Annotated in this window: 1 protein-coding gene; it reads right to left on the bottom strand. The window is 36.5% G+C overall.

The genetic code is table 11. From position 1 onward, the window contains the following. Positions 1–17: 17 nt before the first annotated feature. The gene (locus APAC_RS05695; protein ID WP_130233200.1) at positions 18–15,158 is read right to left on the bottom strand and encodes a cadherin repeat domain-containing protein; all 15,141 of its coding nucleotides are present in this window, start codon (positions 15,156–15,158) and stop codon (positions 18–20) included. Between the last annotated feature and the right edge of the window lie 30 nt (positions 15,159–15,188).

The raw sequence follows: 15,188 nt of genomic DNA, 5'->3' as shown, positions 1-15,188 counted from the left end.
TTATGTGGGGTTTTTATTTAATTATCATCAGTTTGTATTGAATCATCAATTTCTATATTTGCAATTAAATTACTTGAACTCTCTTCTAATACTTTAAATGGACAATATTCTCCAGATGAATCGGTACTTTCATTTGTAGTATCTTCTGTTTTTAATTCATCTAGTTTAGTAATATTTTTATCCTCTTCCGTTTCACCTAAAAGATTTGATAAACTCTCATCAACTTCATCACTTGTTAACATATCTCCTATTGATAATTCAGTTTCTTCATCAATATCTTTTTCAAAAACAGTATTATCTTCACTATCTAAAATTTCGCTTAGATTATCAAAGTCTAACTCTAAATCATCAAAGTCTATTTCTGTTTGATTTAATGTTTCAAGTTCATTAAATGTAATCATTGAATCATTTCCAATAGCAGATGAATCTATAGTTGATAAAACTTCTCCATTTTGCATGAATGTGATTTCATCACCATCATTATATTCAAATATACCATCTTCACCTGTAATACCACTAATTCCTGAACTAGTTGTATACTCAATACCGCTTTGTGGCTCTTTTCCTAAAGTTGCACTTATTATATCTTCATCATCTTCAACTCTTTCATCAAACTCTGAAGCTTCCATTCCAGCATACTCTTCAAGCATCTCTTGAACGTGAGACATAGCATCATCTTCATCAACATAAGTTCCACCAATTGACTCAATTAGAGATTTAATATCTTCTTCACTTGCAGTTGTTAAATCAATATTTACATCTGCTAAAGCATCATGCATAGCTTGAGTTATTACAATATTATCTCCACTATCTGCTGTATCAATTGATTGTAAGAATACTGCCATATTTTCTAGATATTCATCATTTAAATCTGTTCTGTCAACATCTGCTATATCTTGTAAGAATGTTTGTCCAGACGCTATATCTGAAGCTGTTGCAGTACCAAGTGTAACTCCACCAACGCTAAATATTACATCATCCCCTGCTCTAAAGTTGAAGTTACCATTTTCATCTGTATAACCACTTAATCCAGATGATGTTTCATAATAAATACCTTCAACAATACCATCAACTAATACTGCTGTTTGAATAGCTTCTTCACCACCATTTGATTCAGTAGAAGTTGCTTCAACTGAGATTTTTAATCCACCATCACCATCACTAACTAATTCAGTTGATGAAGTAATTTTTACATCACTTAAATCACTTGTATCTAAAGTATATGTTCCATCAACTGGAGTGATTTCAACTCCATTTTGAGTTATAACTGCATCTTCTGGTAAATTTTCAACTTTTATTACAACTGATGTAATAGTTTCACTTCCATCAGTATCATTTTGAGAAACTGATACAGCAATTGTTGTTTCATAAGTTGTAGAGCTTTCTCCTGTATTTAACTGAAATGAAACATTATCAAATACAGTTCCATCTCCACTAATAACTGTGCCATCGCCTAATTTAATATTTTCAAAATTTGAAACTCTTGATTGTATATTATCAACATTATTAGACCAATCATTTGCTGTGTAATTATTAAGTAAAATAGAGTCTGTACCAGTTCCACCATCAATTGAGTTTTTCACTTGACCATCATGGATAATGATATCATTTCCTTCTGCACCGTAAATATTTCCTTGAACATAATTTCCAACATGTAAAATATCATTTCCATCTTGTAAATCTATACTTCCATTGACATAACCATCTACATCAACTATATCGTTTCCAGTACCTGCTGCAATATTTCCACTGACATAACCATCAATATTTAAATTATCATCTCCACCACCTAAATATACTGATCCATTAACATAATTATTTACAACTATAGAATCATTTCCTTCATTTGCATCAATATTCCCAGTTACTCTTGAAACCTCTATTGTATCATCTCCTGCTCCAGAGCCAATTGATCCATTAACTGTCCCACCAACATAAATAGAATCACTACCTGAACCTGAGTAGATATTAGAAGAATTATTTGTTATATCTATAATATTATTCCCATCATGTAAATCAATAGCACTATTTGCAGTGCCACCTACACGAATAGAGTCATCTCCTGCACCAACATAAATAGCTTGGGAATTTCCATCTATATCTATTCTATTGTTTCCTTCTCCGGCATCAATTGCACTATTTTGTGAACCATCTACATTTATTACATCATCACCACTATATGTAGCAATTGTATTTGAATTAGTATTTACTTCAACATAATCATTAATATTGTTACTTGATGTATATAGTGCGCTATTCATATTATCAAATTCATATGTACTATCACCATCCATAGCTAAAGTAGTTACATTTTCAATATCATCAAGTCTTGTTACACTTGGTGATAAGTTTTCAACAACTTCAACATTTGAACTAACCACACTAATATCTATATTAACGCCATCTGCTGTCAAATCTTCTTCTAAATCATTTACATTTATAGTAATATCTTTAGTCGTTGATGTTCCATCTGCACTTGTTGCTGTTACTGTAAACGTATAACTATCTTGTGTTTCATAATCTATTTCACCATCAGTTACAATTCTTCCATTTTCATCTATACTAAATGGTACATCATCAGGTAATGAGTAAGTTACAGTTTCTCCATCTGCATCTGTTGCTTCTAGTGTTACTCCTGTGTATGTTCCATCTGCAACATTTTCATCTATTGTATTTGCTGTATCATCACTATCATTAATATCTGAAACGTCATGGCCAACAACGGTAGTTGCTATATCAATATCATTTGTAGAAGTTTCTGTTGTAGATACACTTCCAGAAATTGAATTTATTTCACTTGGACTTAGTTCTTCACTTGATACTAATACTATATTTAAAGTTTCACCAGAATTAACTTGAATCTCAACTTTTCCATCAATAATTGTTAATTCATTTCCGTTTAAGTCTTTAACTGATGAAACACTACTTGGAATATCAACAATTACATTGGATAATAATTCACTTCCATCAGTATCATTTTGAGAAACTGATACAGCAATTGTTGTTTCATAAGTTGTAGAGCTTTCTCCTGTATTTAACTGAAATGAAACATTATCAAATACAGTTCCATCTCCACTAATAACTGTGCCATCGCCTAATTTAATATTTTCAAAATTTGAAACTCTTGATTGTATATTATCAACATTATTAGACCAATCATTTGCTGTGTAATTATTAAGTAAAATAGAGTCTGTACCAGTTCCACCATCAATTGAGTTTTTCACTTGACCATCATGGATAATGATATCATTTCCTTCTGCACCGTAAATATTTCCTTGAACATAATTTCCAACATGTAAAATATCATTTCCATCTTGTAAATCTATACTTCCATTGACATAACCATCTACATCAACTATATCATTTCCAGTACCTGCTGCAATATTTCCACTGACATAACCATCAATATTTAAATTATCATCTCCACCACCTAAATATACTGATCCATTAACATAATTATTTACAACTATAGAATCATTTCCTTCATTTGCATCAATATTCCCAGTTACTCTTGAAACCTCTATTGTATCATCTCCTGCTCCAGAGCCAATTGATCCATTAACTGTCCCACCAACATAAATAGAATCACTACCTGAACCTGAGTAGATATTAGAAGAATTATTTGTTATATCTATAATATTATTCCCATCATGTAAATCAATAGCACTATTTGCAGTGCCACCTACACGAATAGAGTCATCTCCTGCACCAACATAAATAGCTTGGGAATTTCCATCTATATCTATTCTATTGTTTCCTTCTCCGGCATCAATTGCACTATTTTGTGAACCATCTACATTTATTACATCATCACCACTATATGTAGCAATTGTATTTGAATTAGTATTTACTTCAACATAATCATTAATATTGTTACTTGATGTATATAGTGCGCTATTCATATTATCAAATTCATATGTACTATCACCATCCATAGCTAAAGTAGTTACATTTTCAATATCATCAAGTCTTGTTACACTTGGTGATAAGTTTTCAACAACTTCAACATTTGAACTAACCACACTAATATCTATATTAACGCCATCTGCTGTCAAATCTTCTTCTAAATCATTTACATTTATAGTAATATCTTTAGTCGTTGATGTTCCATCTGCACTTGTTGCTGTTACTGTAAACGTATAACTATCTTGTGTTTCATAATCTATTTCACCATCAGTTACAATTCTTCCATTTTCATCTATACTAAATGGTACATCATCAGGTAATGAGTAAGTTACAGTTTCTCCATCTGCATCTGTTGCTTCTAGTGTTACTCCTGTGTATGTTCCATCTGCAACATTTTCATCTATTGTATTTGCTGTATCGTCTGTGTCTACAACTTGAGTTATTGAATCATTTGTATCACTTACACTTGGATCTAAGTTTTCAACTGTTGCAGTTGAGATTAAATCTCCTGCACTTGTTGCTGTTACATTAAATGCTGGTAAGTCTGCACCTGAATCTGCATTTGCAAGTTCTGCTCCTGCTGCTGTAAGTGTTACTTCTCCTGTAGTTGGATCGATTGCATAGTTTGTTGTATCAGAAATTGTATATGTAATAGCTCCACCATCTGGATCTACTGGTGCAGTTTCTACTGTTGCTACAGTTTGTCCTTGGGCTGCTGAACCTTCTGTGAAGTCATTTACATTACTCATTGTAAATTCTGTTAAGGCATCATTTGTATCACTTACACTTGGATCTAAGTTTTCAACTGTTGCAGTTGAGATTAAATCTCCTGCACTTGTTGCTGTTACATTAAATGCTGGTAAGTCTGCACCTGAATCTGCATTTGCAAGTTCTGCTCCTGCTGCTGTAAGTGTTACTTCTCCTGTAGTTGGATCGATTGCATAGTTTGTTGTATCAGAAATTGTATATGTAATAGCTCCACCATCTGGATCTACTGGTGCAGTTTCTACTGTTGCTACAGTTTGTCCTTGGGCTGCTGAACCTTCTGTGAAGTCATTTACATTACTCATTGTAAATTCTGTTAAGGCATCATTTGTATCACTTACACTTGGATCTAAGTTTTCAACTGTTGCAGTTGAGATTAAATCTCCTGCACTTGTTGCTGTTACATTAAATGCTGGTAAGTCTGCACCTGAATCTGCATTTGCAAGTTCTGCTCCTGCTGCTGTAAGTGTTACTTCTCCTGTAGTTGGATCGATTGCATAGTTTGTTGTATCAGAAATTGTATATGTAATAGCTCCACCATCTGGATCTACTGGTGCAGTTTCTACTGTTGCTACAGTTTGTCCTTGGGCTGCTGAACCTTCTGTGAAGTCATTTACATTACTCATTGTAAATTCTGTTAAGGCATCATTTGTATCACTTACACTTGGATCTAAGTTTTCAACTGTTGCAGTTGAGATTAAATCTCCTGCACTTGTTGCTGTTACATTAAATGCTGGTAAGTCTGCACCTGAATCTGCATTTGCAAGTTCTGCTCCTGCTGCTGTAAGTGTTACTTCTCCTGTAGTTGGATCGATTGCATAGTTTGTTGTATCAGAAATTGTATATGTAATAGCTCCACCATCTGGATCTACTGGTGCAGTTTCTACTGTTGCTACAGTTTGTCCTTGGGCTGCTGAACCTTCTGTGAAGTCATTTACATTACTCATTGTAAATTCTGTTAAGGCATCATTTGTATCACTTACACTTGGATCTAATTTTTCAACTGTTGCAGTTGAGATTAAATCTCCTGCACTTGTTGCTGTTACATTAAATGCTGGTAAGTCTGCACCTGAATCTGCATTTGCAAGTTCTGCTCCTGCTGCTGTAAGTGTTACTTCTCCTGTAGTTGGATCGATTGCATAGTTTGTTGTATCAGAAATTGTATATGTAATAGCTCCACCATCTGGATCTACTGGTGCAGTTTCTACTGTTGCTACAGTTTGTCCTTGGGCTGCTGAACCTTCTGTGAAGTCATTTACATTACTCATTGTAAATTCTGTTAAGGCATCATTTGTATCACTTACACTTGGATCTAAGTTTTCAACTGTTGCAGTTGAGATTAAATCTCCTGCACTTGTTGCTGTTACATTAAATGCTGGTAAGTCTGCACCTGAATCTGCATTTGCAAGTTCTGCTCCTGCTGCTGTAAGTGTTACTTCTCCTGTAGTTGGATCGATTGCATAGTTTGTTGTATCAGAAATTGTATATGTAATAGCTCCACCATCTGGATCTACTGGTGCAGTTTCTACTGTTGCTACAGTTTGTCCTTGGGCTGCTGAACCTTCTGTGAAGTCATTTACATTACTCATTGTAAATTCTGTTAAGGCATCATTTGTATCACTTACACTTGGATCTAAGTTTTCAACTGTTGCAGTTGAGATTAAATCTCCTGCACTTGTTGCTGTTACATTAAATGCTGGTAAGTCTGCACCTGAATCTGCATTTGCAAGTTCTGCTCCTGCTGCTGTAAGTGTTACTTCTCCTGTAGTTGGATCGATTGCATAGTTTGTTGTATCAGAAATTGTATATGTAATAGCTCCACCATCTGGATCTACTGGTGCAGTTTCTACTGTTGCTACAGTTTGTCCTTCAGCTGCTTCACCCTCATTAAATGAAGCTACATTACTCATTGTAAATTCTGTTAAGGCATCATTTGTATCACTTACACTTGGATCTAAGTTTTCAACTGTTGCAGTTGAGATTAAATCTCCTGCACTTGTTGCTGTTACATTAAATGCTGGTAAGTCTGCACCTGAATCTGCATTTGCAAGTTCTGCTCCTGCTGCTGTAAGTGTTACTTCTCCTGTAGTTGGATCGATTGCATAGTTTGTTGTATCAGAAATTGTATATGTAATAGCTCCACCATCTGGATCTACTGGTGCAGTTTCTACTGTTGCTACAGTTTGTCCTTCAGCTGCTTCACCCTCATTAAATGAAGCTACATCACTCATTGTAAATTCTGTTAAGGCATCATTTGTATCACTTACACTTGGATCTAAGTTTTCAACTGTTGCAGTTGAGATTAAATCTCCTGCACTTGTTGCTGTTACATTAAATGCTGGTAAGTCTGCACCTGAATCTGCATTTGCAAGTTCTGCTCCTGCTGCTGTAAGTGTTACTTCTCCTGTAGTTGGATCGATTGCATAGTTTGTTGTATCAGAAATTGTATATGTAATAGCTCCACCATCTGGATCTACTGGTGCAGTTTCTACTGTTGCTACAGTTTGTCCTTCAGCTGCTTCACCCTCATTAAATGAAGCTACATCACTCATTGTAAATTCTGTTAAGGCATCATTTGTATCACTTACACTTGGATCTAAGTTTTCAACTGTTGCAGTTGAGATTAAATCTCCTGCACTTGTTGCTGTTACATTAAATGCTGGTAAGTCTGCACCTGAATCTGCATTTGCAAGTTCTGCTCCTGCTGCTGTAAGTGTTACTTCTCCTGTAGTTGGATCGATTGCATAGTTTGTTGTATCAGAAATTGTATATGTAATAGCTCCACCATCTGGATCTACTGGTGCAGTTTCTACTGTTGCTACAGTTTGTCCTTGGGCTGCTGAACCTTCTGTGAAGTCATTTACATCACTCATTGTAAATTCTGTTAAGGCATCATTTGTATCACTTACACTTGGATCTAATTTTTCAACTGTTGCAGTTGAGCTTAAATCTCCTGCACTTGTTGCTGTTACATTAAATGCTGGTAAGTCTGCACCTGAATCTGCATTTGCAAGGTCTGCTCCTGCTGCTGTAAGTGTTACTTCTCCTGTAGTTGGATCGATTGCATAGTTTGTTGTATCAGAAATTGTATATGTAATAGCTCCACCATCTGGATCTACTGGTGCAGTTTCTACTGTTGCTACAGTTTGTCCTTCAGCTGCTTCACCCTCATTAAATGAAGCTACATCACTCATTGTAAATTCTGTTAAGGCATCATTTGTATCACTTACACTTGGATCTAAGTTTTCAACTGTTGCAGTTGAGATTAAATCTCCTGCACTTGTTGCTGTTACATTAAATGCTGGTAAGTCTGCACCTGAATCTGCATTTGCAAGTTCTGCTCCTGCTGCTGTAAGTGTTACTTCTCCTGTAGTTGGATCGATTGCATAGTTTGTTGTATCAGAAATTGTATATGTAATAGCTCCACCATCTGGATCTACTGGTGCAGTTTCTACTGTTGCTACAGTTTGTCCTTGGGCTGCTGAACCTTCTGTGAAGTCATTTACATCACTCATTGTAAATTCTGTTAAGGCATCATTTGTATCACTTACACTTGGATCTAATTTTTCAACTGTTGCAGTTGAGCTTAAATCTCCTGCACTTGTTGCTGTTACATTAAATGCTGGTAAGTCTGCACCTGAATCTGCATTTGCAAGGTCTGCTCCTGCTGCTGTAAGTGTTACTTCTCCTGTAGTTGGATCGATTGCATAGTTTGTTGTATCAGAAATTGTATATGTAATAGCTCCACCATCTGGATCTACTGGTGCAGTTTCTACTGTTGCTACAGTTTGTCCTTCAGCTGCTTCACCCTCATTAAATGAAGCTACATCACTCATTGTAAATTCTGTTAAGGCATCATTTGTATCACTTACACTTGGATCTAAGTTTTCAACTGTTGCAGTTGAGATTAAATCTCCTGCACTTGTTGCTGTTACATTAAATGCTGGTAAGTCTGCACCTGAATCTGCATTTGCAAGTTCTGCTCCTGCTGCTGTAAGTGTTACTTCTCCTGTAGTTGGATCGATTGCATAGTTTGTTGTATCAGAAATTGTATATGTAATAGCTCCACCATCTGGATCTACTGGTGCAGTTTCTACTGTTGCTACAGTTTGTCCTTCAGCTGCTTCACCCTCATTAAATGAAGCTACATCACTCATTGTAAATTCTGTTAAGGCATCATTTGTATCACTTACACTTGGATCTAAGTTTTCAACTGTTGCAGTTGAGATTAAATCTCCTGCACTTGTTGCTGTTACATTAAATGCTGGTAAGTCTGCACCTGAATCTGCATTTGCAAGTTCTGCTCCTGCTGCTGTAAGTGTTACTTCTCCTGTAGTTGGATCGATTGCATAGTTTGTTGTATCAGAAATTGTATATGTAATAGCTCCACCATCTGGATCTACTGGTGCAGTTTCTACTGTTGCTACAGTTTGTCCTTGGGCTGCTGAACCTTCTGTGAAGTCATTTACATTACTCATTGTAAATTCTGTTAAGGCATCATTTGTATCACTTACACTTGGATCTAAGTTTTCAACTGTTGCAGTTGAGATTAAATCTCCTGCACTTGTTGCTGTTACATTAAATGCTGGTAAGTCTGCACCTGAATCTGCATTTGCAAGGTCTGCTCCTGCTGCTGTAAGTGTTACTTCTCCTGTAGTTGGATCGATTGCATAGTTTGTTGTATCAGAAATTGTATATGTAATAGCTCCACCATCTGGATCTACTGGTGCAGTTTCTACTGTTGCTACAGTTTGTCCTTCAGCTGCTTCACCCTCATTAAATGAAGCTACATCACTCATTGTAAATTCTGTTAAGGCATCATTTGTATCACTTACACTTGGATCTAAGTTTTCAACTGTTGCAGTTGAGATTAAATCTCCTGCACTTGTTGCTGTTACATTAAATGCTGGTAAGTCTGCACCTGAATCTGCATTTGCAAGTTCTGCTCCTGCTGCTGTAAGTGTTACTTCTCCTGTAGTTGGATCGATTGCATAGTTTGTTGTATCAGAAATTGTATATGTAATAGCTCCACCATCTGGATCTACTGGTGCAGTTTCTACTGTTGCTACAGTTTGTCCTTGGGCTGCTGAACCTTCTGTGAAGTCATTTACATTACTCATTGTAAATTCTGTTAAGGCATCATTTGTATCACTTACACTTGGATCTAAGTTTTCAACTGTTGCAGTTGAGATTAAATCTCCTGCACTTGTTGCTGTTACATTAAATGCTGGTAAGTCTGCACCTGAATCTGCATTTGCAAGTTCTGCTCCTGCTGCTGTAAGTGTTACTTCTCCTGTAGTTGGATCGATTGCATAGTTTGTTGTATCAGAAATTGTATATGTAATAGCTCCACCATCTGGATCTACTGGTGCAGTTTCTACTGTTGCTACAGTTTGTCCTTCAGCTGCTTCACCCTCATTAAATGAAGCTACATTACTCATTGTAAATTCTGTTAAGGCATCATTTGTATCACTTACACTTGGATCTAAGTTTTCAACTGTTGCAGTTGAGATTAAATCTCCTGCACTTGTTGCTGTTACATTAAATGCTGGTAAGTCTGCACCTGAATCTGCATTTGCAAGTTCTGCTCCTGCTGCTGTAAGTGTTACTTCTCCTGTAGTTGGATCGATTGCATAGTTTGTTGTATCAGAAATTGTATATGTAATAGCTCCACCATCTGGATCTACTGGTGCAGTTTCTACTGTTGCTACAGTTTGTCCTTCAGCTGCTTCACCCTCATTAAATGAAGCTACATCACTCATTGTAAATTCTGTTAAGGCATCATTTGTATCACTTACACTTGGATCTAAGTTTTCAACTGTTGCAGTTGAGATTAAATCTCCTGCACTTGTTGCTGTTACATTAAATGCTGGTAAGTCTGCACCTGAATCTGCATTTGCAAGTTCTGCTCCTGCTGCTGTAAGTGTTACTTCTCCTGTAGTTGGATCGATTGCATAGTTTGTTGTATCAGAAATTGTATATGTAATAGCTCCACCATCTGGATCTACTGGTGCAGTTTCTACTGTTGCTACAGTTTGTCCTTCAGCTGCTTCACCCTCATTAAATGAAGCTACATCACTCATTGTAAATTCTGTTAAGGCATCATTTGTATCACTTACACTTGGATCTAAGTTTTCAACTGTTGCAGTTGAGATTAAATCTCCTGCACTTGTTGCTGTTACATTAAATGCTGGTAAGTCTGCACCTGAATCTGCATTTGCAAGTTCTGCTCCTGCTGCTGTAAGTGTTACTTCTCCTGTAGTTGGATCGATTGCATAGTTTGTTGTATCAGAAATTGTATATGTAATAGCTCCACCATCTGGATCTACTGGTGCAGTTTCTACTGTTGCTACAGTTTGTCCTTGGGCTGCTGAACCTTCTGTGAAGTCATTTACATTACTCATTGTAAATTCTGTTAAGGCATCATTTGTATCACTTACACTTGGATCTAAGTTTTCAACTGTTGCAGTTGAGATTAAATCTCCTGCACTTGTTGCTGTTACATTAAATGCTGGTAAGTCTGCACCTGAATCTGCATTTGCAAGTTCTGCTCCTGCTGCTGTAAGTGTTACTTCTCCTGTAGTTGGATCGATTGCATAGTTTGTTGTATCAGAAATTGTATATGTAATAGCTCCACCATCTGGATCTACTGGTGCAGTTTCTACTGTTGCTACAGTTTGTCCTTGGGCTGCTGAACCTTCTGTGAAGTCATTTACATTACTCATTGTAAATTCTGTTAAGGCATCATTTGTATCACTTACACTTGGATCTAAGTTTTCAACTGTTGCAGTTGAGATTAAATCTCCTGCACTTGTTGCTGTTACATTAAATGCTGGTAAGTCTGCACCTGAATCTGCATTTGCAAGTTCTGCTCCTGCTGCTGTAAGTGTTACTTCTCCTGTAGTTGGATCGATTGCATAGTTTGTTGTATCAGAAATTGTATATGTAATAGCTCCACCATCTGGATCTACTGGTGCAGTTTCTACTGTTGCTACAGTTTGTCCTTGGGCTGCTGAACCTTCTGTGAAGTCATTTACATTACTCATTGTAAATTCTGTTAAGGCATCATTTGTATCACTTACACTTGGATCTAAGTTTTCAACTGTTGCAGTTGAGATTAAATCTCCTGCACTTGTTGCTGTTACATTAAATGCTGGTAAGTCTGCACCTGAATCTGCATTTGCAAGTTCTGCTCCTGCTGCTGTAAGTGTTACTTCTCCTGTAGTTGGATCGATTGCATAGTTTGTTGTATCAGAAATTGTATATGTAATAGCTCCACCATCTGGATCTACTGGTGCAGTTTCTACTGTTGCTACAGTTTGTCCTTGGGCTGCTGAACCTTCTGTGAAGTCATTTACATTACTCATTGTAAATTCTGTTAAGGCATCATTTGTATCACTTACACTTGGATCTAATTTTTCAACTGTTGCAGTTGAGATTAAATCTCCTGCACTTGTTGCTGTTACATTAAATGCTGGTAAGTCTGCACCTGAATCTGCATTTGCAAGTTCTGCTCCTGCTGCTGTAAGTGTTACTTCTCCTGTAGTTGGATCGATTGCATAGTTTGTTGTATCAGAAATTGTATATGTAATAGCTCCACCATCTGGATCTACTGGTGCAGTTTCTACTGTTGCTACAGTTTGTCCTTCAGCTGCTTCACCCTCATTAAATGAAGCTACATCACTCATTGTAAATTCTGTTAAGGCATCATTTGTATCACTTACACTTGGATCTAAGTTTTCAACTGTTGCAGTTGAGATTAAATCTCCTGCACTTGTTGCTGTTACATTAAATGCTGGTAAGTCTGCACCTGAATCTGCATTTGCAAGTTCTGCTCCTGCTGCTGTAAGTGTTACTTCTCCTGTAGTTGGATCGATTGCATAGTTTGTTGTATCAGAAATTGTATATGTAATAGCTCCACCATCTGGATCTACTGGTGCAGTTTCTACTGTTGCTACAGTTTGTCCTTGGGCTGCTGAACCTTCTGTGAAGTCATTTACATCACTCATTGTAAATTCTGTTAAGGCATCATTTGTATCACTTACACTTGGATCTAATTTTTCAACTGTTGCAGTTGAGCTTAAATCTCCTGCACTTGTTGCTGTTACATTAAATGCTGGTAAGTCTGCACCTGAATCTGCATTTGCAAGGTCTGCTCCTGCTGCTGTAAGTGTTACTTCTCCTGTAGTTGGATCGATTGCATAGTTTGTTGTATCAGAAATTGTATATGTAATAGCTCCACCATCTGGATCTACTGGTGCAGTTTCTACTGTTGCTACAGTTTGTCCTTCAGCTGCTTCACCCTCATTAAATGAAGCTACATCACTCATTGTAAATTCTGTTAAGGCATCATTTGTATCACTTACACTTGGATCTAAGTTTTCAACTGTTGCAGTTGAGATTAAATCTCCTGCACTTGTTGCTGTTACATTAAATGCTGGTAAGTCTGCACCTGAATCTGCATTTGCAAGTTCTGCTCCTGCTGCTGTAAGTGTTACTTCTCCTGTAGTTGGATCGATTGCATAGTTTGTTGTATCAGAAATTGTATATGTAATAGCTCCACCATCTGGATCTACTGGTGCAGTTTCTACTGTTGCTACAGTTTGTCCTTCAGCTGCTTCACCCTCATTAAATGAAGCTACATCACTCATTGTAAATTCTGTTAAGGCATCATTTGTATCACTTACACTTGGATCTAAGTTTTCAACTGTTGCAGTTGAGATTAAATCTCCTGCACTTGTTGCTGTTACATTAAATGCTGGTAAGTCTGCACCTGAATCTGCATTTGCAAGTTCTGCTCCTGCTGCTGTAAGTGTTACTTCTCCTGTAGTTGGATCGATTGCATAGTTTGTTGTATCAGAAATTGTATATGTAATAGCTCCACCATCTGGATCTACTGGTGCAGTTTCTACTGTTGCTACAGTTTGTCCTTGGGCTGCTGAACCTTCTGTGAAGTCATTTACATTACTCATTGTAAATTCTGTTAAGGCATCATTTGTATCACTTACACTTGGATCTAAGTTTTCAACTGTTGCAGTTGAGATTAAATCTCCTGCACTTGTTGCTGTTACATTAAATGCTGGTAAGTCTGCACCTGAATCTGCATTTGCAAGTTCTGCTCCTGCTGCTGTAAGTGTTACTTCTCCTGTAGTTGGATCGATTGCATAGTTTGTTGTATCAGAAATTGTATATGTAATAGCTCCACCATCTGGATCTACTGGTGCAGTTTCTACTGTTGCTACAGTTTGTCCTTCAGCTGCTTCACCCTCATTAAATGAAGCTACATCACTCATTGTAAATTCTGTTAAGGCATCATTTGTATCACTTACACTTGGATCTAAGTTTTCAACTGTTGCAGTTGAGATTAAATCTCCTGCACTTGTTGCTGTTACATTAAATGCTGGTAAGTCTGCACCTGAATCTGCATTTGCAAGTTCTGCTCCTGCTGCTGTAAGTGTTACTTCTCCTGTAGTTGGATCGATTGCATAGTTTGTTGTATCAGAAATTGTATATGTAATAGCTCCACCATCTGGATCTACTGGTGCAGTTTCTACTGTTGCTACAGTTTGTCCTTGGGCTGCTGAACCTTCTGTGAAGTCATTTACATTACTCATTGTAAATTCTGTTAAGGCATCATTTGTATCACTTACACTTGGATCTAAGTTTTCAACTGTTGCAGTTGAGATTAAATCTCCTGCACTTGTTGCTGTTACATTAAATGCTGGTAAGTCTGCACCTGAATCTGCATTTGCAAGTTCTGCTCCTGCTGCTGTAAGTGTTACTTCTCCTGTAGTTGGATCGATTGCATAGTTTGTTGTATCAGAAATTGTATATGTAATAGCTCCACCATCTGGATCTACTGGTGCAGTTTCTACTGTTGCTACAGTTTGTCCTTGGGCTGCTGAACCTTCTGTGAAGTCATTTACATTACTCATTGTAAATTCTGTTAAGGCATCATTTGTATCACTTACACTTGGATCTAATGATACTTCATTATCTTGATTCTCATCCAATGGTACTATATCTTCAATAACATCTTCTACAAAATCAATTGTGCTTTGTGTTTGTGTAATATCTGGATTAACTTCAGTTATTTCAGTATCTTGATTATTTAATTGTGTATCTAATTGTTCAGTTTGGAGATTTATAGCTAAGTTATTTTGTGATAAAGTTGAATCTTGATATTCTTCTTGAATCAATGATTCATCAAATTCATTATTTATATAATCTAAACTTGCAAAATCACTTATCTGTGTTATTGAGTCTTCAAATGTAATTTCATTAAAAAAGCTTGAATCTAAATTAAAAGTTACAGGTCCTGTAACTTCAACAACTCTACCATCATCAAAAATAATTGTTGCAAACTCAGTAATAGTTAATAAACCACCGTGTTCTGAAATTACATCTTTATTTTTTAAGATTTCTTCTGAAATTCCATTATCAATTGAAACTAATCCTCTAATATCTGAAATTCTAGCAATTGCCATAATAAATCCTTTTTACACAAATTATTATGA

Source organism: Malaciobacter pacificus, from assembly GCF_004214795.1.
GTDB classification, from domain to species: Bacteria; Campylobacterota; Campylobacteria; order Campylobacterales; family Arcobacteraceae; genus Malaciobacter_A; species Malaciobacter_A pacificus.
Note: the sequence above shows the minus strand (reverse complement) of the source record. Positions and strands in the feature narration are given on the sequence as shown.